This window comes from Kaistella sp. SH40-3, assembly GCF_030686865.1.
GTDB lineage: Bacteria > Bacteroidota > Bacteroidia > Flavobacteriales > Weeksellaceae > Kaistella.
The window spans coordinates 112,097-135,152 of record NZ_JAQYUS010000009.1 but is presented as its reverse complement, the minus strand read 5'-3'; the positions used below and the strand labels follow the sequence as shown (position 1 = coordinate 135,152).

The following is a 23,056-nucleotide window of genomic DNA, read 5'->3' as shown; positions in this document are numbered from 1 at the left end:
AACAAAAGGAGGTACTTGGGAACTGCGCTATTATCAGCAGAATGCGATCAATAAAGTTTTGTCTGCTGTCGCAAATGATCAAAAAAGAATTCTTTTAACTCTCGCAACAGGAACAGGAAAAACTGCCATCGCCTTTCAAATTGCGTGGAAACTGTTTCAGGCAAAATGGAATTTACGAAAAGATGGTTTACGTTCTCCTCGCATTCTCTTTTTGGCAGACCGTAATATTTTAGCAGATCAGGCTTTTAATGCCTTTGGTGCTTTTGAAGATGATGCCTTGGTAAGAATTAAACCGTCCGAAATAAATAAAAAAGGGAGCGTTCCCAAAAATGGCAGTATTTTCTTTACTATTTTCCAAACCTTTATGTCTGGCAATAATGAAGAAAAGGAAGATAATTTATCAAAAGTAGCAGAGGACAAAGTGCCTTACGGCAATAATATTACAGCCAACTTCGGACAATATCCAAAAGATTATTTTGACTTTATCATTATCGATGAATGCCATCGTGGTGGTGCTAATGACGAAAGCAACTGGCGGGCAATCTTAGAATATTTCTCACCTGCAACGCAGTTGGGTCTTACCGCAACGCCAAAACGGGATGTGAATGCTGATACCTATAAATATTTTGGCGAGCCTGTTTATATTTATTCTTTAAAAGAAGGTATTAATGATGGCTTCCTTACGCCATTCCGGGTAAAACAGATAGAGACCAATATTTCAGAATACCAGTACACTTCTGACGATAAAGTAATTGAAGGAGAAATCGAGGAAGAGAGAAATTACACTGAAGAAGATTTCAACCGTATTATCAAAATGAAACAGCGGGAGGAATTCAGGGTAAAACAGTTTCTTGCTCAGATTAATCAAAATGAAAAAACTTTGGTGTTTTGTGCAACTCAGGAGCATGCCTTAGCAGTAAGAGATTTAATCAATCAGTTAGCCGTGACCAAAAATCCTAATTACTGTCAGAGGGTAACAGCGAATGATGGTGAAATTGGTGAAAAGCACTTGCGGGACTTTCAAGACAATGAAAAGTCGATTCCTACTATTTTAACCACTTCTCAAAAATTAAGTACAGGAGTAGATGCCCCGGAGATTAGAAACATTGTATTGATGCGACCTATTAACTCGATGATTGAATTTAAACAGATTATCGGTAGAGGAACAAGACTGTATGAAAATAAAGATTATTTCACCGTTTATGATTTTGTAAAGGCCTACAAACATTTCAATGATCCTGAATGGGATGGTGAACCTTTGGAACCTGCAGAACCAAAAGAAAAACCTCCAAAACAGAAGTGCGACACCTGCGGTCAGTTACCCTGCATTTGTGCAAAGGACGATCCAGAACCTTGCGAGATTTGTGGTTATGTTGATTGCCGGTGCGGTAGAAAACAGAAGATGATTGAGGTAGTTTTATCAGATGGCAAAGTGCGTCAGTTGCAAAGTATGGTTACCACTTCTTTCTGGAGTGCTGATGGAAAACCAATTTCTGCCAAACAGTTTCTGCAAAATCTTTATGGTGATATCCCATCATTTTTCACAAGTGAAAATGACCTAAAAGAGCAATGGATCATTCCTTCGACAAGAAAAAAACTACTTGAAAAATTAGCGGAAAAAGGCTTTACAAAAATGCAGTTACAAGAATTCCAGAAAATCCTAAATGCAGAGAACAGCGACATCTATGATGTCCTTTCTTATGTGGCATATAATTCGGAAATATTAGAGAGAACCCAGCGCGCTGAAAAAGCCCGCCTGCAGTTTTTACAAATGGATGATAACTACAAAGACTTTTTAGAATTTGTGCTCAGTCAATACGTTACCAATGGTTTTGAAGAATTAGATGATGAAAAATTGAGTTCCTTCCTTCAATTGAAATACCATAGCATTCAGGACGCAAAAGAGAAACTGGGTGATGTGAAAACAATACGTAACAACTTTATAGCATATCAGAGTTACTTATATAATTAATTTTATAAAATATGATTAAAAACTTTATTTTTTTATTGGTCTTTTTACCACTTATATCGTCTGCACAAAATATTGATTTAGATTCATTGGTGCGGAAAAAAATGATTATTGGTTTCACAACGCCTGCTGCTAAAGTGGGTCAGGCAATTTCTCCTAAATGTGAATTAACCAACACAACTTACTATAAACCAATTCATTCAGCATATGATAAAACCACCATTGTAACAGATTATATCCTTTGCAATAACGGTTCACCTGTTCAGTATTTTGAAATATATGATGGTGAAAATTTTAAAATTATTAGTAATGACGATCTGTCATTTAGTGATGAAGTGGATAAGGAAAATTTGAAAGTAGATTTCGCAACCATGTCCGCAGTAGATAAAACTTTCCTCAAAGAGAATGCGGGAAAAATGGCTACTTTTATTATTGATGCTGTCGAAGAGTCAATAAATGATAAAAGAATCGAAGTCCTTAGCGACGCATTAGCACCGTTTGATCGTGTTAAAAAATATGGAATTGGTTTAGTGACTTTTCATCCTACCGAGGGATACAGTTCAACTGGTGCAACTTTTAAAATCTTTAATGCCTCGTCAAAAACAATCAAATATATTTGGTTCACAGTGGCAGGAGAGAATGCTGTTGAAGATTTAGTGCGATTATCAAACGGAAATTATTACACAACTCTGAAAGGTATTGGTCCCATAGAACCGAGTGGCATTTCTTCTTGGGAATTTGACTATGTCTGGTTTACAGATATTATTGAGTATTTACGATTGTCAACAATTAAAATCCAGTATATGGATGGTAGTATTAAAACAATGAAATATAATGAAGGAATGTATTTAGGTCAGGATGCACTTGATAAGTTGAATAATATCAATGACTAAAAATTTTGAAGTAATATTAAATTGATATCTAAAACCTAAAATAAAGGATTATGGTCAGAACCTCTGAAGAAATTATTAGAGAATATATTGAAAAGAAAAAGAAAATAAACTACAGGGGGTATTTCGGTTTTTTTCCAGGACTAATTGGAATGGTAGCGCTTTATGTTTATACTAATCAGCCCGCTTATCAAGAATTACAATTTGCTAAGATTATCTCGGACAGTGTTAATTTACGAACTGCTCCTTCAGTCATCAATTCATCAATTATTCAAAAGGTTTCAAAAGATGCGAAATTACAAATTATAAGTGACGCTGGTACTGATTGGAAGATGGTCCTAACTCCATCGCTTGACACTGCTTATGTGAAAAATGAATTTGTTACTGTGAACACCGAACGTAAAGATACAGGAGTAACGAAATTCAACGATCGCCCACTTTTAAAATTTGGAATAATCGCAGGTGCATTTTTAGTATTTTTACTTTGGTACTTACTGTTAAATTATTTCGATAAAAAAAGAAAAACTGTAAATGCTGATTTTACTGTTAAAGATGAAGATAAACCTATTTATAACGATATGCTTGATAGTTTCTCGTCTTTTTTAAAATCTGAAAAAAAGTGGGTCGTTAAAGATAGTGCTTCTACCAGTGATGCAAGTTATTCTTTGTCACCTGTTACTTCAATTGATTTATTCGAAATATTAGAAGTTTCTGCACACAGGCTTCCTTATTCGTTATTTAAAACTAATGTAAAAATTCCATATATTAAATTGGAACATAATGAATTGTTTTTTCTTCCAGATAGTATTCTTATTCAAAATCTGCAATCGGATTCTTACAATTTAGTGAAATTTTCTACATTATCTTCAGATTCCTTTTATGTTAGATTTAGAGAATATAATCAGGTTCCGAAAGATGCGAAAGTTATAGATTACACATATAAACATCTTAATAAAAATGGTAGTCCAGATTTGCGATTTTCTGATAATTCCAAAATTCCAATATGTTCTTATAGGAGAAATACATTAAAATCTACCGAAGGCTTTTCTTTTGAATTTATGACATCTCTACCTTATGCACTAGATAATTTTTTTTTAAACATTGAAACTTTAGGTGCTTTTGAAAATGATAGGAAAGTTTCTGATCACATTTCGTTACAACCAAATTTAAAGGAAATAATTGTTGAAAAAGAGGTGCCGATACCACTCGGCAGTATGGCCACAAATAATTTAGATGAATATATTATACGAGCGGCAGAAATTATGATTGCTAATAATAGTGCATCGCCCTCTGCAGTACAACGTCATCTGAAAATTGGTTATAATAGAGTTGGGAGAATTATGGATCAGTTAGAAATGCTCGGCGTTGTTGGTCCTTTTGAAATGCCTCATAGAAAATTACTAATTACCGACATACCTCGGTTGAAAGAAGTTTTAAATAATTATAATACACAACCAAGATTGTTGGAGCCTTCGTTCACTGATGATTACTATATCCTTTTACAAGAAGTTGCTAAGCAGTTTTCAACAGTAATTTCTAAAATTATTTCTGATAGAGATTTCTTAAATAAAATCGGAATTGCTGAAAATTCTGATGGATATGATGCAATATCATACTGCTCACTTTTTGATCTATTTAAAATATTAAAGATTATAATTCCAACAGATTTAAATATTAAATCCCCTGAAACGATCTGTTATGTTTTGCTTGTTACAAAATTGTTAAAAATTGATGTGGATTATTTAGCTTTAACTTATGAAGAGATTAACCTTAGGTTGTCTAGGGAAAAATACGAACTTCTTGCCAAAGGATTATTAAAAATGGGAGAAAATGATAATCCACTTAAACTATCTGTTAGAAAGAATACTAGTTTAGACCAAGAGTTTAGTACTGAATTAGCTTTACCACCAGCGTTATTAGCTTTTGACGCTAAATATTTTAATGAGTATGCAACGGTATTATATCGTTTTGCAACTATACTTGTAAAAGCAGATAATAAGATTACTGATGATGAAGAAAAAATTCTTAAACAAATTCACACTCTAATTCATAAATCGGTAATGGATAATGACATTAACTTAAATATTAATGAAAACTCTTCTGGTACTTTGGAAGAAGCATTAGCAGAATTAGACTCTTTAATTGGTTTAGATGAAGTTAAATCTGAAATTCAATCGCTTGTAAATTTTATTACGATTCAAAAAGAAAGAGAAAAAATGGGATTGAAAACTGGTAATATTTCTTATCATTGCGTCTTTACAGGTTCACCAGGTACCGGCAAAACAACAGTAGCGAGAATTGTAGCGAAAATATACCATCATTTAGGAGTAGTTCAAAAGGGTCAATTAGTTGAAACTGATAGGGCCGGTCTTGTAGCCGAATTTACTGGCCAGACAGCTCCCAAAGTTGACAAAGTTGTAAAGTCAGCATTAGACGGTATATTATTTATTGATGAAGCATATTCTTTAATTGGTGAAGGTACGGATGACTTTGGTCGGGAGGCCGTAGCTTCTCTATTGAAAAGAATGGAAGACAATCGCGATCGTATGGCTGTAATTGTCGCAGGTTACTCAGATGAAATGAAGAGGTTCTTAGAAACAAATTCGGGATTGAAGTCGAGATTTAATCGTCATATTTTTTTTCCGGACTATAAGCCAGAAAATATGCTCGCTATTTTTAAATCAATGGCTGCCAATAGCGAATATGTAATTTCTGATGCCGCTTCTTTTAAATTAAATTTACTTTTTGAGAGTTTATACTCTTCACGAACTAAAGATTTTGGCAATGGCAGAACTGTTCGAAATGTTTTTGAAAAAGCAATTGAAAATCAATCCAATAGAATTGCAAAAGAAAAAGTGCTATCGAAGGAACTACTAACTACAATTTTAGAAGAAGATATTGTACCGGAATAAAGTAAAAGTAATTTTTGAAATAGGTCGTTCCCCGGCTGCCGCACGAATCCTTTCCCCCGGCTGCCGCACGAATCACCGATATTGTTGAGTATTTACGCTTATCAACAATAAAAATACAGTATATAGATGGATCTTTTAAAACTTTGAAATATAATGAAAGGATGTATTTAGGTCAGGATGCACTTGATAGATTAGGTACAGATTAAGAGTGATATAATTCTAATAAAATTACACACACAATTTAAGAGTTCAGCTTTAAATTAGTATCCCAATAAGGAAGCTATATTACATGAAATTTAACACCTTACATTTCTTCAAATCTACAGTTCTTTCCTAAAAAATTATTTTTCCTATGATGCATCTTGCAGAAATGAACGTTTAAGGTATCGTAAATTTTTTGTTTTTAATTGTTTACGTTGTCACACAAAAATACTTTTGATAGAAGATAGTATATGCAATGAAATTTTATTTCCTACTTCCACATTCCCAACTTGTTTTGCCTAGCCTTTTGCTGTAACATATAAAATTCATTTTCAAATTTTATATTAGGAGGTACGGTCATTAAAACTGCATACCCATTGGCAATTAAATCAGCATTAATAAAAAGATTGTTTTCTGTGTACACGTATGCCAATAATCTTCCATATTGATCACGAGATTGTACATCTTGTTCTATATAAACATATTGATCAAGTATTAAGCTTTTCAAATAAGCTTTAGCTTCTTCTCCGAAATAGCCTTTTTTCTTTTTTTTTGTATTTCGTGTTTCTGGCGTATCAATTCCAATCAGTCTGACTTTAGTTTCCATCTGATTTTGATCTTTCATCCAAAATGTATCACCATCTATAACTTTATATACCAAGTAAGGTATTTTTCTAGTGCTTGGGGAACGCACTGAACGTTCACCTACATTCTCTTCTTCTTGCTTACTGTCAGATGTAGCAGTTCGAATAGGTTGTTGTTCAAGTGTAATACCTTTGTTATTTTGACGAAGTATCTCTGTTTCACTTTTAGATTGACAAAAAGTGAAAATTATAAAGATTAGGAGATAGAAAAACTGGAAATTAGTTTTTTTAATATGCATTTACTTTCAATTAAATTTAATCAATGTTTTTTGTTTTAGGAATAATCTGAATAATGAATCTTTGATTATTAATTTCAATTTTCTCCCTTCCAATGCCGCCCCATCCGTTTCCTGCAATTTGTAAATCTATAAAATCTTTATACTTTTCATTTTCAAAATCAATTCCATTTGCCTTCCAAAACTTCCATAAATTTATTGCTCGATGATAACTTAAATCATAATCTGAGTTTAAATCCGGATTAGGACCTAATTTAGAAGCATACCCAGAAATAACCACTATGTAAGAGATATCTTTCAGTGCATCATTCGTTTTTCTTTCATTTTCCAGTTTGTCAATAGTGGCTAATAATTCCTTTCCAGCTGTAATTAAATAAGGTGCCTGCACATCATAACTTACTACGTCTGAAGGTGTAATTTCCGTTTTTGAAATCTGAAACTTTACAGGTTTAGTTAATGTAAAGCGCTTATACTGCTCATCATATAGAAACACATTTTCTTTTGCCTTTAAGGGAGCTAAACTATTTTCAACCAATTGAAAGACTTCCAGTTTTTTCTTTAAATCTTCAACTTTATTTTGGTATTTAAAAAAGGTAATTGCAAAAAGAACAAGAACTATGAAAAATAAACTAGTAAGTAGATCCGCATAACTGATCCAAAAAATATCATGCTTTTTGCTAGCCATTACTTCTTCTTTTTACCATTATAAGGAAATAGTCTAGTTATCGCATTACTCTGTAAGTAATCCATCTGCGCCTCCACTAAACTAATCATTTTAGTTCTATCATCTTCTGGTAATAAGTTTGTGTCTTTTCCTAAACTTATTTTTATATTCCGAACAGAGCTTTCAACCTCTCCAAGGGCTTTTATTAACCTATTATGTTGTTCTACCAATTTTTGATCTCCTAATTCAATAATATTAATATTGTTATCAAGTATCGCTTTTTCAATACTTTCAAGACGATCTAAGTGATTTAATTTTTCAAACTGATCAGGTCTAGATTGGATACTATTTTTAAGAATTTCGGACTCGTCTTCTGCGAATTTTCTGAAATTGGTCAAAACATCACTACTAACATTTTCTAATGTCTTCATAGATTTTTCAGTAAAATCAGTAAAATCATTACTTAAACTCTTGACCTGCGAAGAATTATCTTTTAAAAATGCAATATGCTCCGTTGCAAATTGTAACAGCTGACCGGATTCGTCAACTCTTTGCTCAAGTTTAACAGCCAAATCACTAAAGTTATTGACACCACTTAATAGTTCACGGATAGATATCGTCGCCTTATTAGTTTCAGACATCATCGTATTTAACGAATCTACATATAATTGAAAAGAGTGAATTTTTTCAGTTGCATTGGATAACTCTTTCAATATTTTGACATTAGCGGCAGCGAATTGCTTGATATCCATTTCTTCCATTTTGTCTAAAATAGAAGCTTGTCCTTCCAACGATTTATAACTTTTATCAAACAGTTTTCTCAGCACAGATAGATTAACAGAAAAATCCTTATTGAACCCTACAACAACATCTTTCAGCGTATAAACAGCATTTGATACACTAGCATTAACAACAGGCATTAATTCGGTTTGCAAAAAGGTATAGAAATCATTTTTATTAAGTTCCATATTTTTTTTAGAATCCTTAAAAGCATTATTATTAAGAACTGTAAATAATAATCCTAAAAAACTTGCGCTCATAGCAATTGCAACACCAATCAAGAATGCAGAGGGATCGAATGAGTCTCCTTTAGAATTATCTGATAATGTCAAATTGATTAATCCTACAATGATACCAAGCATAGTTCCCATTAAACCCAAATACAACGGGATGTTAATGCCATGAGAGATTTCATCTTCTTCTGTTTCAACATTTCGGTTAACCACGTCCTGCATCAAGTTAAAGTCAGCAACAGAACCTTTGTTTTTAATCAAGTACGTATTTAATGCTTTTTTTATTCTATTGAAAATAGCACTTCCTCCAACTTTTATAACGATTAAATTTACGGGAACCAAATCTTCAGTATTAGTTGCTACTGAAAAATCCTGATATAAATTTTCGTCATCATTTTTGGCAGGTGTTTGATCATAATATTTTGGATCTTTAATTATTGCTTCAGCATTTGTATTAATTAAATAGTTTTCAAAATTATATTTTTCTAGGTGATAATTTTTTAACTGAGGTAAAATAATGCCCAATCCTTTAATTTTCATTTTAGTTGAGAAAAAAGATTTGAACTGAAAGGCTATTATAATAATTAACAATATAATTTCAATGATAACTAAAGGTGAGAAGTGCTCCATACTTATATTAATTCAATTTTACATTTTTTTTCTACAATCCATCCTGTATCTGCATATTTTAACCATCCCTTTTCAATGACTTTTATACCGCTCCAGGTTTCAAAATAATTATTAAGATCGCAATATGGCAGTAATAGCATGTTCTTGTTGTTTTTAAAACTTGAAAGGCTTATTCCTGCAGTTATAGGTTCAAACTTTGCGGTGTTATTGATCTCATCGATTTCTAATTTATAATAACATGAACCGTCATCAGAATTTAATAAGTGTGTATGAGGAAACATCGCATTTTCGTCAGCAAACTTAGAATATCTCATCTTTACTTCTGGTCCAGTGTTAAGAGGCTCTACGGAAAGAGTCAAAACTGGCGCAAGTTGCTCCTCTACTAGCAAATCTTGCACTGTCATTTCTGAAAAATCTTTAGCTGGATCCTCTTTCTTACTTTCTATGTTTCTATTATTTTGTTCGCATGCTTGAAGTTTTTTATTCAACTCTTCCACTTTGTTTTGTAATTGTAAAACTTTAGCATTTTCCTCTGCATTTAAAGCAAAGCCGTTGTCTGCAATATCTGCTTCACGTCTTTTTATGCCTCGTTGACGTCTCCCTTTCATCGCATTTACGATAATTTTGGTACTCAAATAAAACAGAATCATTCCTGCTAAAAACAACATTCCCGCTATAATCATATCATCTACCTTGTCATTTTTAGCCACCACATTGTGTTCTGCTTTTTCACCACAGCTTATTAATAAAACACATAAGCTTACAATGATACTATTTTTTTTATTTATTAACATACCTAACAAATTGATAAAGTGAATTTTCTAATGGATAGAAAAACAAACTGTCCGTAACTTTTAAGTCACTTCCTTTATTTTCGTCTATTCCTTTCATGATATAATTTAGCGTATTTGCAGAAAGGATTTCCTTGAAACCATTGATTAAACTTGCATCAATATCAAAATATTCTTTGTTTAAACTTCTATACATTTCGACAAATAAATCAATGAAATTATTAACCTCAGCATTCACTGATTTAGCATCCTCTTCAGAAAGTTCCTCATATGTTATTGCCGAATTATGTTTAAGGAGTGTTTTATCTAATTTACCTAGTAAAGTGGCCTTCATTTCATTAATGTCCTGTCCAAAGTTTTTAGCATAGGTTAAGCCTTTTGCAGTCATTTCTTTAGGATTATCTCTTTTTTCAACAGAGAAAGTATTTGGAGCATCAGACTCGTATATTTTTTCGAAAATAAATACTGATACTTTGTTTAGAATTAGTGCTTTTTCACTTTTGTCTATGATATTAAGAATCTTTGAGCCATTTCCAGAGAAAATAAGTTTTTCAGGAATATCATAATCATTGGCTTTCATGAATGTCGCTAAATGGTATACTATAGCCGAATAATAAAATACATAGACAGCCTTTATATTCTCATTGGAAAACAGTTGATCACTGAATTTATTCGAAACACTATCTTTATATCTGATATTCGTATCAGCAGAAAATGCTAACCACATCGCTTCCGTTAATTGATTGGATTCCAAAAATTTACTTTGTCTATTGGAAAAGATTTGACTAAGTTCATTGCTTTCGCTAAATTGCTCAATTTCTTTTACAAAACCGTTTGAATTAATTCCTGAATTTGAGTTAGAGTAAATTTTATTGGCTCCGAATCTAAATGAGGTAAGTTTTTCAGCCTTGTTATTTTTATAAATGGCAATATCCGTTGTACCACCACCGATGTCGATTAAAGCAACAGGTCTTTGAAAAGAAACTAAACCACCTTCATTTTTTAGATATTCAAACGGCGATATCGATTCATTATATTTTTTCACATTGATCGAAGCATCGCTTTTGGAAAAATATTTCTGATATAGATTAATATAAAAATTTTCTAAATCACTAATTTGCTTTATAGACATACTCAAAGGATAGGACCAATGAATTTTTGTTAATGACAAATTACCATTGCTACTCAAAACCTTATTACGCATCAGGAAGAAAAGCTCATCTATAAATAATCTTATTTTATCTACATGCAAAGCATCTATGTCCTGATTACCCCATTTTAAATCTGGAGTATATACATTAGACTCTAAGGAATCTTCTAAAATATAGTTAAACGGTATGTTCATTTGTGACATAGAATGTTTAACCTCTGCAACCTTTAATTTCGAAGAATTAGAGATCACTGTTCTGATAGGAAATGTGTTAAGATCAGTTTTTAAAAGTTCTGGGATATATTCATATTCGCTCAGTTTTTTTAATTCTTTCAAACGTGTGATTTCAATATTGGAGTCAGGCACATCAGAAATCGTATAAACCGTCTGTAAATCTTGTAAATCAATGGAAAATGGCGTGGGTCGGCCGTTATCATTCTTATATTCAATATGCGTATTAGTTGTCCCAAAATCAACTCCGAACGTGAAATTTTTAGGTCCTTCTGTCTTTTTTACCAGTTTAGGTATCAATAATCCTACAGACCCATCGTATTCAACTCTTAGAGTATCAAATTTCTTATTTAATACGAAATATTTACTACTGTAAAACACTTCAGAAGTTCTTGCATAAGAATCTTCTGACGAGGAAATTTTTCCTTGGAAAGTGAAACTTAGATCAATACCCTGATTAATTACACTGAATAGTCCTACGCGGTAGTGATCAGAAGCATCAGAATTTTCCATTTGGACGAAAGGACTGATTCCAATATTCACGAACATATTCTTAACAATTCCAACGTTTCTTGAAAGATCAATTTCACCATCGACTTTGTATTTACGAGATAATGTGATATAGTGTCCATCTTTTTTAATGGGAATTCTTAGTTGTACGGTTACAGAATTTGCTAAAATCTCCGCGGTAAGCATCGGTTTACCACCAACCTGTTTATTAATTAAATCATCTGTAGTAAAATATTTGAAAAATGCGCTTTTCAGAGGAAGTAAAAAAGTTTGATTTTCACCGTCTGAAAGGGCAAGGAATTTTGAAGAATCAAGTTTATAAGGTAATCTGAAGATAACGGACTCTAAAAAATCGTCAACAGTCTTGTAAGGATACTTCTTTATTAAACCAGGCAGAGTCCTTTCATGTAATGCTCGTCCATCGGAATATGGGATAGTTATTTTATTTTCTGTCCAACGAGTTCCGCCGAAATAATTTATCGGTAAAGTGTATTCATTTTGTAATACTAAAGGTATCTTATCTTTTTGTGGTAAATCTGTTTTAATAAAAAAGTCACTTTCTACTTCGATGCCTTTAGATTTTCTTAGGGGTATATTGAAGAGCGTAACTATATCTCCATCAATACTACCATTAAGTTCGGCATAATTATTTGCGTAATAATTATCGTCTAGTTTGATGTCCTGTAAATCAGTATATAATTTAGGTTTCTCATTTTCTAATGTCCTAAGGGAATGATCAAGATATTCTTTCAATTCCGAAAACTTGTCTCCAAATCCAGAATTATTATAGATTAAACTATATACGTATTTCTGGAAATCAACGTCTCTTTTGTATAATGGCTGATATGGTGCGGTAAACAAAGCCCTGTTTGATAGCCTAATATTAGTATCTTTTAAAGAATTTCCAGTAGTAAAGACAACTGAAAGAGGCGATGTTCCACCTAATATTTTATGTTTTCTACTGAAAATGAAAATCTTTGAATTACCTTCAAAAATTTTGTCTTGCTGGATAAATAATTTCAGCGTTTTGCCAAGTAATCTATGTTTTTTGTTAATGCTTTCAACTAATAAATCAACACTTTGTTTCGCATCCCAAGAACTAATATTAATTCCTTCAATTTCGTTGCTGTGAAAAAGCAATTCCATCAAATCAAAATTATCAGACACGATTTTATTAAAGACTGTTTGCCCGTCTAAGGTTTTCAAATCAACGACATTTTTAAATGCTGATTTGGCCAAATCCATCCTTGCAAACGGCGAGGGTATTGAGGTCGGATCTTTGCTCATAATCCCTCCGGAAACATCTCCAATCGTTTTAATTTGAGCAGGTCCTATACTATTTGTATTTTCCCAATGCTGCACATCTATATCGTCAAATAATCTAAATACTTTTGCCATGTTTTAATCTTTAAAAATTGATGAGATTTTTCTCTTTTAACAGTTCTTGTGTTGCCAGGGAAAATACTTTAAGAAAACGGTCTTCAGCACCAATGAAACTCTTTATTTCTCTATCTGCAACCAAATTTAATTTAGCTCTGTACAATTCATAATTTTTCTTACCTATTCCAAATAATCCATCTTTTTTTGGTGTTGAACCGTCAATATAGGTGAAGATTTCATTATTTGCAGAATAGGAGAAATCATTAATGTTTCCCTTCGAATCTTTTTGAACATTAATATTAAAGGGTGCAAACGAAACAGTATTATCTTTCATTTCGCCGAGCCATACTCTAAATGCAAGGTTGAACGATTTTACAGTAGAAAAGAAGGATGAAGATATAAAACTACTGTCAAAAGAAGCTCCATTCTTAGTTTGTGCATATGGATCGTTGATGGTATCGGCCAACATTTTATTTATAAAGAGGTCAAAATAAAAATATTGCGCCAGAGGCTTTCTAATAATACTAGCCGTAGCATCCGATACAGTACTGAAATTTAAAAATCCATTACTGGTTTTTACCCCAAACTCTCTGTACACAGGGTTAATAGCCTTTGCATTACCAGTCTCTAGGCTTTGATCTTTTGCAAAATCTACGATGGCTAATGCAGATGCTAATTCCACAAAATGCGCATTATTTTTCTGAACGGTTCCTCCTACATGATGCTCATATACTCCATTATTATCATCACCTATATAATACGTCGCATTAAGTGAATTATTTCTCGACAGAAAATGATCGTAATAGTACAAAGCAGATTTAGTTTTAGAAATAAAAGTGTGTGAATCAATCTCTGCGCCTTCACTTTTTTCCACTTTAAAATAAGGTTGTACTGAAATAGCTCCAACGATTGCGTCTTTCAAAAATTCAAAATTGTTTCCGCCAACGTTACCTTCTCTAATATTTTTGAGAAGCAGAGGAAAGCCAGCAGAACCCGTACCACCAAAAATAGAACTAACAATAAAAATACGGTCATCTTTATCAAAAATATTAGCAAAAGCCTCAAAGGTACGGGAGTTTACAAAAGAGTTTAACACCACACTTCCAATATTGGGATTCCCTTTAAAGCCTACATCTAATGAAAGATCCAAATTGTCTTCTGAAAAGAGGAGGTCAATCATTTTCTTATTATCTATATCTAAACTTTGGTGATCAATAAAACTTTTAAATTTTTCACCATTATCCAAACCATCAATATTGACCACGAAATTAGATCCAATAGTCGCTTTATCTTCACTCTTTACAATCTCACCTAATGGGTAAATTTTATTTTTAAAAAATGAAGAATCTCCATTTTCATTACCTTTATTTCTAATCTTCACATAATCATCCAAAATCGCTTTTGTACGGTTAACATCAGAATTTGCTGCATCTGGATCCAGGATGATAGGTACAATTTCGTATCCTGTATCTATTCCTGAAGCCATTAACATGGCTAATGATTTAATTACTCGTGCGCCTGTACCGCCGATACCAAAAACAAAAAGTTTAGCCATTAGAAAGGAATATTTTTAGTGTTAATACTAATTCTTTTAAATACAAATGAATAAAATAAATGCAAGACAAAACTAAAGGTTGCACTAATACCACTCAATGTCGAATATTGTGAAGTGTTGAATTGGTATAGTTCTGCTAATGAAGTATATACTAAACTGTAACTTACTAAAAAACTTAAAAAAGCAGAGAGTAAACCAGCGAGAATCCAAACTGTAATTGATGCCAAAGCGGGTCTGTCGATCACCTTATAATAAATAAATGCAATGATGAAAGGAATTATGATTGTTGCGAGACCTATAGCCGAATAAGCACCATTACTGAAAACTGCTGTAGAGAAATTTGGATCATAGTACAGCAATTCATACAAATTTGCAAAGAATGAATTCATGATTAATTAATTTTATATTTTAAGGTGAAAAAAGAATTATCTCCATCATTAATTTGTTCAAAAGCATCACGGATACCATTGACTAAATAATTGATACCGAATGTTTTATCTAAATTTTGGTTGATGTTAGTGTCATTGTCAATAGAACTTCTATTAATCCAGTCGGGCTCTTTATTTTCTAAGCTAAGAATCAAGTCATTTTTCAAAGGAAAGCCGACATTTTTAATAACAATATAATGAGTTGCAGGAGAGGCTTTTAGCGTAACCCAATCCGCTGCATTTATTTTGGAGGGGTTATTCGCTGGATTAATTTTTTCAATTTTATCAATTTTATAACCTTGGCTAATTTTATAATTTGAAATATCAAGCAACTTTGACTGATCTGGATATTTAGATAAATCAACCGCTATTGAAAACTGGGTTTCATTATTCACCAGTTTTGTAATTTCCATTTTGTTAGGGTCTGTTTTATCAACTTTTATTCTTCCTACGGCTTCCGTTCCTAATAGAATTTTTTGAAAAGGTTCTACTTTTTTTGACGTGAGATAATAGGAATTTAAAAATCCACTCAGATTGTTAACTTTTATAATTTTCGAAAATTTCTCAATGTTCTCAGCCTTTCCAAGAACCATAAAATAGTACGGTCTTCTAACGTTATTTAATTGCGCAGGCTTATCATTCATATCATAATAAACACCATTAAATTGTGAGTCTAACTGTATAAATAAAACCGATAAGTCACTGATCTTTTTTGAATTTTTTAAAAAAACATCTTTTGTTTTACCACCAACAACGACCAGATTTTGACTGCCTAGTGAATAGATAAAATCTGAGGCGATAATCGAAATACTACTGTTTTTAGTGTTTTGAAGGACATTCTCTAGCACTTTATTAAGATCTGATACATTAGAGCCTGGAGTAAGGAACTTATTGCGCATAGTAATAATATCAGCTAAACCTGAAATGGTTAAATTTCCTTTAGATTCTAATTTTTGATTAACAAGATAAGTGCTTACTTTGTTGTTATGTCCTAATGCACTATAAATATCCAGTGTGTTTTTTTGAAAATCACTCGCATTGGAAATATACCCAAGCATACTTACAGAATTTTCTAAATAAAGTCCCACATCAGTAATTTCTTCAATACAGTCGTCAAATTTAAGCGGACCAGAACGAACATTGGAGTTGTTATTAATAAAGTCTTTTAGTTTTGCATCGTCAATTTTTCCGGTAGAATCAAAAAGGTTTGCAAATTCTCTTTTATTAGAGGGCACGGAGCTCCTAATTTCTTCGAACTCCTTGCAATTTATTATACCGTCAGAACTTGACTTGGCAACTAACTTACCTGTTTTATTTTGACAGGATGAGAGAATAAGTGTAAATAAACAACTTAGGTATAGTATATATTTTTTTTTCATATTCTAAATGATAATAAATAAACAGTCTTGCTTATCTTAAAAAGTCTTTAATTTTTTCTGGTTGTATTCCATAATTGAAACCTTGGGTGCCCATCATACCAGCAAAATTTATTAAAATTACCCTGCCATATTCATCAAATACGGGACTGCCACTTGACCCCGGAAGCACGGGTATTGTATACATTACTTTATTTCTATCCGTTATTTGACTCACTGCACCTTCTGTAAGCTGAGGCCTAATTCCATTTTCAGTTACGCCCATATTAGCTCCATTATTATATCCTATTAATGTTAATTTCTGAGTTATTTTTAAAGGTCTAATTGATACTGAATCTATCTTAGTCATATCTGCTGGAGTTATTTTTTTTCCATTAAAATCGTCTAGATTATTAGGCTCTATTAGTGCTAAATCCACATTTGGATCTTCAGAAATTTTTACTGACTTATATTTAATATAATCCTGTAAATTATTTTGTGATTTTTGATTATTGAGAAAAATGCCGAATTGCAATGAAGTTTTAGTTACAAAGTTTCCTTGTTTATCAAAATTGGTGACAAAATTAGTAAGGTTGTTTATTTCCTTTTCCTCTTCCTGATAATCTTGATATGATCTGTTGAAATCACTTGTTAAAGCAGTATATTCATATTCTTTATACAATTCATTATTAAGGATATATTGTAATTCTTTTAAACGGTCTACTCTAGTATCATGTGCTGCTTGAAGATTTTGTAAAAACGTTATCAATTTGCCTTTGAATGCCTGTAATATGATAACTTCTTGCTCTTTTGAGGGGCGGACATCTAAAACATGTCTATTTGTTAAAACTTTTCCTTTTGAATCAATGAAAAAACCTGTTCCCCAACTAATATTAGGTTGCGCTTCAGCTTCTTCCTTACTTATGAAATCAGATATTTCACCAGTAGTGTCATCAAAAGTTCTAAAGAAAAAATCTGTTCCACTGATGTTAGCCTTATAAACAAAAGAGTGTTTAATAAGTACAACAGCATCTTGATATTTATTGAAAATTTCCTCGCTAGAAATCTTTTTCAGTTCATTCTTTACTTCTTCACCTCCCTTTCTTCTTTCACAACTTAGAAAGCAAGTACTTAAAAATAAAACCATAAAAAACCGAAGTAAATTTATACTCATAAATTATCTTTTTTAATTATTAAATTAAGTTTCACCAAATAATTAAATTACGAAAACTCACGTTACTCGTGCTCATTTTTCTGTAATAATATTGTTTTTAAGAAACTATAATTTCTGATAGTCGATCAAATAACCCTATTTATAAGTACTAATTAATTTTTATTAATTGAAAACTCTCAAATATACAAAGTACAATTGAAAGTAAAAAGCAGAAAACTGAAGTAATGTAGAAAAAGAATTCTTTTTTCTTAAAATATAATATTTTTAAAGAAAATGATGAACGAAAAGTGAAACAAAGAATTAATACTTTATATATATATAATGACGAAAATAGAACAAATTTTAAATGAAATAAAATATTTTAGACTATTTAAAAAATCATTGCCATTACAAAGGCGGCTTTCATAAAAAATAAATAGTATTTCATATCGCGGATTTAACGTTGCCAGATGATATGTTAGAGGTGTATAAGTGCGTGCATTTAATGGAATTTATAGGTGCCATACTTTACAAAAAGAAATCTTCATGGAACTTTCGAAATTGATATTTTCGCGATTTTAAATAACACTCGCTTCTGGCTGCCACACTAATCCTTTCGTGCTGTAGCAATGATTTCGATTTCAAAATGTATCCGTATGACTATTGAAAATAATAATATTGCACGACAAAAAATAATTTCACATAAAATATCTTTTGCTGAAAAATTTCTGAATAGCAGTTGTAAACCATAATATCATTAATAAGTGAGCCAATTAAAAACTATAATCGGCTCATTATTTTGGTATATTTGAGCCGAATAAAACAACTAATCGGCTCATGAACTATATTTGGCAATCAGAACTCTTCCCGAAATTCTTATTTAAGAAACAGGAAATCCTTCCTATGATTCAACAGTTCGCACATGACATGGGCGAAGTGAACGGAATGTTAGTAGCATTTTCTCACGAGAATAAACAAGACTTATTTGCTGAAGTAATGCTTTTAGAAGCCTTGAAAACCTCCGAAATTGAAGGCGAATATTTCAGTCGGGAGGAGGTGATGTCATCTTTAAAAGCCAACTTGGGAATTAAAAACTATCATGAAAGCAGCCGTAACAAAAAAGCCAATGCGATTGCACATTTAATGATAGAAGTCCAAAACAGTTATCAAAAACCAATGACAGAGAAGATGCTTTTAGATTGGCATCAAATCTTAATGGAAAATGAAAAAGGGATTACCGCAGGACAATTTCGAACAGGCACCGAGCCAATGCAAGTGATATCGGGTAATTTTGGAGATTTTATAATTCATTATGAAGCCCCGCCTTCTGAGAATTTACCAAAGATGATAACTCAATTTATAAAATGGTATAATGATTTTAAAGAAAACGATTTAGGAAAAATAGGAGAGGGTATAATACTTTCAGCCTTAGCACACCTTTATTTTGAAACCCTACATCCTTTTAAAGATGGAAACGGCAGAGTTGGTCGGGCTTTAGCAGAAAAGGCTTTAGCAGAGAAATTTGAAACACCACTGTTTATCAGCATTTCAAAATCTATTGAAAAAGATAAAACCCGTTATTATGACGAATTAAAACAGGCACAGCGCAATCTCGAAGTAAGCAATTGGATGGTTTATTTCTGTTCTATTTTACTAGATGCATTATCAGATTCCAAAAAAGCGGTGCTTTTCACTGTAAAGAAAACTGCGTTTTTTGATAAATTTAAGAATCAAATCAACGAAAGAGAATTAAAAGCCATTCAAAAAATGATGGAAATGGGAGAAGATTCCTTTGTGGGCGGAATGTCTGCAAAAAAATACATCTCCATTAACAAAACATCTAAAGCCACGGCCACAAGAGATTTGCAACACCTTTCAGAGATTGGTGCTTTATTAAAAATGGGTGGTGGTCGTTCAATTTCTTATCAATTGAATTTGTAATCACCCTTAATCACAATTTAACCTGAAAACTAGTATGATCGAAATAATACCCATTAAAAACGTACTACAAATTAGAATTTGCTCTCAGTCGGTTGGTCAATCGCAGGTCATTTTGACCGTCTTACCAAGTATATTATAAATTGAGGAATAGGAACTCGAAAACCCACGCCCGGCCGCAGCAAATAACATAATCGCAATTATACGCAAATGGCCAGCGCGAACCGTTGTATTCCGCTCCACTTCGTTGCGTTCCATACAATCCAGCAGCATCTTCGCCTATAATTGAAGATTATGCTAAATGCTTTCCTTTTGTTTGGGCAAAGCCCGCACAAGCCACCGCCTTCCAGCCGCCAGGTCATTTATAATTTAGTAGGGCAGGACACCAATTGAATACCTTCTAATCCCCATTCAGAATTTGATGTGCCATCCTGAGCGAAGTCGAAGGACACAAAAATGGTGCAGAGAGTTTCGGGATTGGCCATGTGGTTCCAGTCAATAAACTGCTTTTTTTCAGCGGAAACTTGTAGTGGCAGTTTATTCACTTTCACCACCGCGCACAGCAGTATTCCTTGCTGAGAAAAATTGCTCTTGCCACCTCTTTTTTCCAGCACACAGTATTCATACTTTAGTTTCATAGGCTAAGATTTTCAGTGTATGAATACCGCGTTCTGTAAAAGCCAGCGCGCAGCAATTTTCCCCATCAATCCATACCGCTGTTTTTCCAGCCGCTTGTCACGTTCAGGTATTTGTTCACTATTATTGCTTATAGTACAATTGGTAAAGCACCATTTTTGTGCGAGTTGTTACCCCCCATTTTGCCATTTATAGTGAGTCTTGTTAAAGGACAAAAAAAATATAAATCTTTAGGATCAAAAAATTTATAACGACATCGATTGTCGCCCAAGAGCTATAAATTTACAATATGACAAAACAGAAATTAAAAACAGAAAGTAAAATACCCGTTGATAACAGTACGACGGTCTTATTTCGTGAAACAATAAAGTTTGGTTCGCTGGATGCCACTTGGGAAAGTTGGATTTGGGAAGGCGTCCAGGCTTTTAGTGTGATCTTTAAAGTTGATGACATAAACAAATATTCTGATAAAAAATTACTGGAAATGACAAAGCACATCGTAAAAGATAGTAAGCCAAATATCAGCAGGAATGGCCAAGGGTTTGTTTTCGTAAATTATGGGTTTTCAATTACAAAGTAAATGTACATAGACAAGAAAAAACTCCTTTATATCCATGGCTACGGCTCAAACCGACAGTCTGCAAAGTACAGAGAGATTAAAAATTATTTTGAACATATCTACGATTGTAATATAATGGAATGGCAGGAAGACTCGATTATTTCTCTACTTCTTAGTAATACCGTAAAGCAATTTAAAAATTGTGAAGAACTAATCATCATCGGAGACTCTACAGGGGCAAATTTCGCCTTTCAGTTAAAGGAGCTCCGCCAGAATGAAGAAGACATCCTAATACTAATGAGTCCCTTATTAAATATAGAACAGAAAAATTTTGATATTTTATTTCCTATAACTTTATCTGCCCAAATAAAAAAAATGGTACCTTCGAAAAATTCTCTGATTATTGCGAGCCGGACTGATGAAGTCTTAAATCAGAGCATATTGTTCGAAGAAAATACTTCACAATCTTTTACGCTATTAGAAGTTAATGATTCTCATTGTCTTGAAAATTTTCGCGAATACTTGCCCGCAATCAGGGCTTTTATATTAAATCAATATTTTAAATCTTAATTTTAATTCTATAATCTTTTTTTATGAAGTATAATTTTATCAAAGAAATTTCACGAATTACAGAAATGTACGACAGACATCGGAAAATGTCAGGCGAAGAGTTCAATATTTTTTCAATCATGAGCATGGAATCAGATGAAGTTTTCACTCATTCAGCACTGCTTGCAGAACTGCTCCATCCAAGAGGAACCCACGGGTTAGGTACTAAACCACTGGAACTTTTTGTTCAAAAATTTTTAGGCGCAGATTTTAAAATGAACTTTGAAAATGCAGTTTGCAGAAAAGAAGATCATATCGGCTTTACCAATGCCGATAAAACCGAAGGAGGCAGGATAGATATTGTCATTAAAGACCTCGAGGGCAATGTTATTCTTATTGAAAATAAAATATACGCGGCTGAACAACTGAATCAACTGAAGCGCTACAAAAAACAATTTCCTGATGCTGAACTGTTCTATTTAACATTAGACGGTAAAGAAAGCGACCAAATTTCTATTGGGGATGATGAATTAAAAATCTACAGAAACCTTTCCTATAAGGATCATATTATAGAATGGATTTCCGAATGTGCAAAGTGGGCTTTTGATAAGCCTATGCTGCGCGAAATACTAAACCAATATACTTTTCTTCTTAAAAAACTAACAAACCAAACTACAAATAAAGAAATGGCAGCATTAATAAAAAATATCATTACCGATAACTTCGAAGCATCTTTTGAAATATATAAAAATTTCGAAGCGGTAAGTACTGAATTAAAAAGAAATTTGTTATTGGATTTAGTTAAAAAGTTAACTTCAGCATATCCTCTACTTAATTTTGAAATAATCGAATTTAAAGATTTTCCTGCAATATTGGGAACGGGTTTTCATAATAACAGGGAATTTAAATTTAGATTTAAAAACAATAAGTTACCCGTAATAAGTTTTAGGGTATTTGATGTTGAAGAGCGGCAAAATTTTTCAAATTCTTTCAAAATGGACATTGTTAATGACCAAATTGCTGCGTTCTGGAAAACATTACCTGTTTTAACTGATAATAAATTGTTTCCTGAGGAACTTGCAAATACCCTTACATTCTTCGAGAACGAGATTGTCAAAGTGATTAATGTAATCATACCTGCAAATTCAGAAGCGGTTTCACAATAAAAATAACTTTCTTAAAAAAAACGGAATGCGCACTGCATTCCGTTTATATAAACTGGCATTTAATATTCAACAACAAACAGTTTACGATGCATTTTTTTAGCTTTATTAATGCTGTCCATAGTACCCCGGGATTTACCATCCCAAAAAGCAAATACAATATCGGACTTTTCAACGATTTCCGTATTTCTCAGCAATGCCGCAGACCTACCGTATTTTTTGTAATCCGGCCGGTAAACAATCAGTTCAATTTCCATTTCGGCAGCATATTTCTCAGCGAGAGTATCCGTTCCGGCTGCACCCCCCGAAACAATAGCATTGATAAATGTTTTATTATCAATATACTCATTTAAAACGTTTTTCATCAATTCATAATCGTTGAAATCGCGGCCGCCAACAATAGCAATATTTAGCATAACATTTAATTTTAGTCAAAACTACCATTGGGGCGCGTCAAAGAATGTCGTTACAAAAATTATTGCTATTTTTAAAAATATTT

General features: G+C 32.6%; 18 protein-coding genes. 7 read left to right on the top strand and 11 right to left on the bottom strand.

The features are described 5' to 3' along the window. From hsdR to PUH65_RS13610, 3 genes are all read left to right on the top strand, one after another. The coding region (gene hsdR / locus PUH65_RS13620; protein ID WP_305520746.1) for an EcoAI/FtnUII family type I restriction enzme subunit R at window positions 1-1,972 on the top strand (1,972 nt) is incomplete at its 5' end. An 11-nt stretch (window positions 1,973-1,983) separates the two neighbouring features. Continuing rightward, window positions 1,984-2,862, top strand: a complete 879-nt coding sequence (locus PUH65_RS13615) for a hypothetical protein (RefSeq protein WP_305520745.1) — start codon at window positions 1,984-1,986, stop codon at window positions 2,860-2,862. 50 nt (window positions 2,863-2,912) lie between these two features. Beyond that, entirely contained in the window at window positions 2,913-5,771 is a 2,859-nt protein-coding gene (locus PUH65_RS13610; protein WP_305520744.1) for an AAA family ATPase, read from the top strand. Between the two features lie 472 nt (window positions 5,772-6,243). On the opposite strand, the gene PUH65_RS13605 is transcribed toward PUH65_RS13610, so the two are convergent. The 9 genes from PUH65_RS13605 to PUH65_RS13565 all read right to left on the bottom strand — a co-directional run bounded on the left by PUH65_RS13605 (window position 6,244) and on the right by PUH65_RS13565 (window position 17,733). Further along, window positions 6,244-6,855: a thermonuclease family protein gene (locus PUH65_RS13605; protein WP_305520743.1), complete on the bottom strand. Its 612-nt coding sequence runs from the start codon at window positions 6,853-6,855 to the stop codon at window positions 6,244-6,246. 16 nt (window positions 6,856-6,871) lie between these two features. Beyond that, a complete protein-coding gene (locus PUH65_RS13600) occupies window positions 6,872-7,537 on the bottom strand; it encodes a hypothetical protein (RefSeq protein WP_305520742.1) in 666 nt (221 codons plus the stop codon). Continuing rightward, window positions 7,537-9,069 (bottom strand): hypothetical protein, encoded by a 1,533-nt coding sequence (locus tag PUH65_RS13595; protein WP_305520741.1) that lies wholly within the window; start codon window positions 9,067-9,069, stop codon window positions 7,537-7,539. The genes PUH65_RS13600 and PUH65_RS13595 overlap by 1 nt, the downstream gene beginning before the upstream one ends. A gap of 92 nt (window positions 9,070-9,161) precedes the next feature. Continuing rightward, a complete protein-coding gene (locus PUH65_RS13590; protein ID WP_305520740.1) occupies window positions 9,162-9,953 on the bottom strand; it encodes a hypothetical protein in 792 nt (263 codons plus the stop codon). Further along, window positions 9,940-13,239 (bottom strand): cell division protein FtsA, encoded by a 3,300-nt coding sequence (locus PUH65_RS13585; protein WP_305520739.1) that lies wholly within the window; start codon window positions 13,237-13,239, stop codon window positions 9,940-9,942. Before PUH65_RS13585 ends, PUH65_RS13590 begins: the two co-directional genes overlap by 14 nt. A gap of 10 nt (window positions 13,240-13,249) precedes the next feature. Further along, on the bottom strand, window positions 13,250-14,776 hold the full coding sequence (locus tag PUH65_RS13580; RefSeq protein WP_305520738.1) for a hypothetical protein: 1,527 nt from the start codon (window positions 14,774-14,776) through the stop codon (window positions 13,250-13,252). Continuing rightward, entirely contained in the window at window positions 14,776-15,165 is a 390-nt protein-coding gene (locus PUH65_RS13575; protein ID WP_305520737.1) for a hypothetical protein, read from the bottom strand. Before PUH65_RS13575 ends, PUH65_RS13580 begins: the two co-directional genes overlap by 1 nt. 2 nt (window positions 15,166-15,167) lie before the next feature. Beyond that, a complete protein-coding gene (locus PUH65_RS13570) occupies window positions 15,168-16,583 on the bottom strand; it encodes a hypothetical protein (RefSeq protein WP_305520736.1) in 1,416 nt (471 codons plus the stop codon). A gap of 31 nt (window positions 16,584-16,614) precedes the next feature. Then, the gene (locus PUH65_RS13565; protein WP_305520735.1) at window positions 16,615-17,733 is read right to left on the bottom strand and encodes a serine protease; all 1,119 of its coding nucleotides are present in this window, start codon (window positions 17,731-17,733) and stop codon (window positions 16,615-16,617) included. Window positions 17,734-18,549: 816 nt separating this feature from the next. On the opposite strand from PUH65_RS13565, the gene PUH65_RS13560 reads away from it, so the two are divergent. Continuing rightward, the gene (locus PUH65_RS13560; protein WP_305520734.1) at window positions 18,550-19,653 is read left to right on the top strand and encodes a Fic family protein; all 1,104 of its coding nucleotides are present in this window, start codon (window positions 18,550-18,552) and stop codon (window positions 19,651-19,653) included. 359 nt (window positions 19,654-20,012) lie between these two features. On the opposite strand, the gene PUH65_RS13555 is transcribed toward PUH65_RS13560, so the two are convergent. Next, window positions 20,013-20,288 carry a hypothetical protein gene (locus PUH65_RS13555; RefSeq protein ID WP_305520733.1) on the bottom strand — a complete coding sequence of 92 codons (276 nt, stop codon included), beginning with the start codon at window positions 20,286-20,288 and terminating at the stop codon, window positions 20,013-20,015. A 287-nt stretch (window positions 20,289-20,575) separates the two neighbouring features. On the opposite strand from PUH65_RS13555, the gene PUH65_RS13550 reads away from it, so the two are divergent. Genes PUH65_RS13550 through PUH65_RS13540 form a run of 3 tightly spaced genes read left to right on the top strand, consistent with a single transcriptional unit; the run spans window position 20,576 to window position 22,560 of the window. Further along, the gene (locus tag PUH65_RS13550; RefSeq protein ID WP_305520732.1) at window positions 20,576-20,866 is read left to right on the top strand and encodes a hypothetical protein; all 291 of its coding nucleotides are present in this window, start codon (window positions 20,576-20,578) and stop codon (window positions 20,864-20,866) included. Continuing rightward, complete coding sequence (locus PUH65_RS13545; protein WP_305520731.1) at window positions 20,867-21,415, top strand: hypothetical protein; 549 nt, start codon at window positions 20,867-20,869, stop codon at window positions 21,413-21,415. Window positions 21,416-21,438: 23 nt separating this feature from the next. Further along, window positions 21,439-22,560, top strand: a complete 1,122-nt coding sequence (locus PUH65_RS13540) for a PD-(D/E)XK nuclease family protein (RefSeq protein ID WP_305520730.1) — start codon at window positions 21,439-21,441, stop codon at window positions 22,558-22,560. Between the two features lie 59 nt (window positions 22,561-22,619). On the opposite strand, the gene PUH65_RS13535 is transcribed toward PUH65_RS13540, so the two are convergent. Further along, complete coding sequence (locus tag PUH65_RS13535; RefSeq protein ID WP_305520729.1) at window positions 22,620-22,973, bottom strand: DUF2493 domain-containing protein; 354 nt, start codon at window positions 22,971-22,973, stop codon at window positions 22,620-22,622. Window positions 22,974-23,056 lie beyond the last annotated feature (83 nt).

What these genes read in the sequence shown, in the direction of transcription:
- PUH65_RS13615 (WP_305520745.1), top strand. Translation starts at nt 1,984, where the DNA reads ATGATTAAAAACTTTATTTTTTTATTGGTCTTTTTACCACTTATATCG.
- PUH65_RS13610 (WP_305520744.1), top strand. Translation starts at nt 2,913, where the DNA reads ATGGTCAGAACCTCTGAAGAAATTATTAGAGAATATATTGAAAAGAAA.
- PUH65_RS13605 (WP_305520743.1), bottom strand. Translation starts at nt 6,855, where the DNA reads ATGCATATTAAAAAAACTAATTTCCAGTTTTTCTATCTCCTAATCTTT.
- PUH65_RS13600 (WP_305520742.1), bottom strand. Translation starts at nt 7,537, where the DNA reads ATGGCTAGCAAAAAGCATGATATTTTTTGGATCAGTTATGCGGATCTA.
- PUH65_RS13595 (WP_305520741.1), bottom strand. Translation starts at nt 9,069, where the DNA reads ATGAAAATTAAAGGATTGGGCATTATTTTACCTCAGTTAAAAAATTAT.
- PUH65_RS13590 (WP_305520740.1), bottom strand. Translation starts at nt 9,953, where the DNA reads ATGTTAATAAATAAAAAAAATAGTATCATTGTAAGCTTATGTGTTTTA.
- PUH65_RS13585 (WP_305520739.1), bottom strand. Translation starts at nt 13,239, where the DNA reads ATGGCAAAAGTATTTAGATTATTTGACGATATAGATGTGCAGCATTGG.
- PUH65_RS13580 (WP_305520738.1), bottom strand. Translation starts at nt 14,776, where the DNA reads ATGGCTAAACTTTTTGTTTTTGGTATCGGCGGTACAGGCGCACGAGTA.
- PUH65_RS13575 (WP_305520737.1), bottom strand. Translation starts at nt 15,165, where the DNA reads ATGAATTCATTCTTTGCAAATTTGTATGAATTGCTGTACTATGATCCA.
- PUH65_RS13570 (WP_305520736.1), bottom strand. Translation starts at nt 16,583, where the DNA reads ATGAAAAAAAAATATATACTATACCTAAGTTGTTTATTTACACTTATT.
- PUH65_RS13565 (WP_305520735.1), bottom strand. Translation starts at nt 17,733, where the DNA reads ATGAGTATAAATTTACTTCGGTTTTTTATGGTTTTATTTTTAAGTACT.
- PUH65_RS13560 (WP_305520734.1), top strand. Translation starts at nt 18,550, where the DNA reads ATGAACTATATTTGGCAATCAGAACTCTTCCCGAAATTCTTATTTAAG.
- PUH65_RS13555 (WP_305520733.1), bottom strand. Translation starts at nt 20,288, where the DNA reads ATGAAACTAAAGTATGAATACTGTGTGCTGGAAAAAAGAGGTGGCAAG.
- PUH65_RS13550 (WP_305520732.1), top strand. Translation starts at nt 20,576, where the DNA reads ATGACAAAACAGAAATTAAAAACAGAAAGTAAAATACCCGTTGATAAC.
- PUH65_RS13545 (WP_305520731.1), top strand. Translation starts at nt 20,867, where the DNA reads ATGTACATAGACAAGAAAAAACTCCTTTATATCCATGGCTACGGCTCA.
- PUH65_RS13540 (WP_305520730.1), top strand. Translation starts at nt 21,439, where the DNA reads ATGAAGTATAATTTTATCAAAGAAATTTCACGAATTACAGAAATGTAC.
- PUH65_RS13535 (WP_305520729.1), bottom strand. Translation starts at nt 22,973, where the DNA reads ATGCTAAATATTGCTATTGTTGGCGGCCGCGATTTCAACGATTATGAA.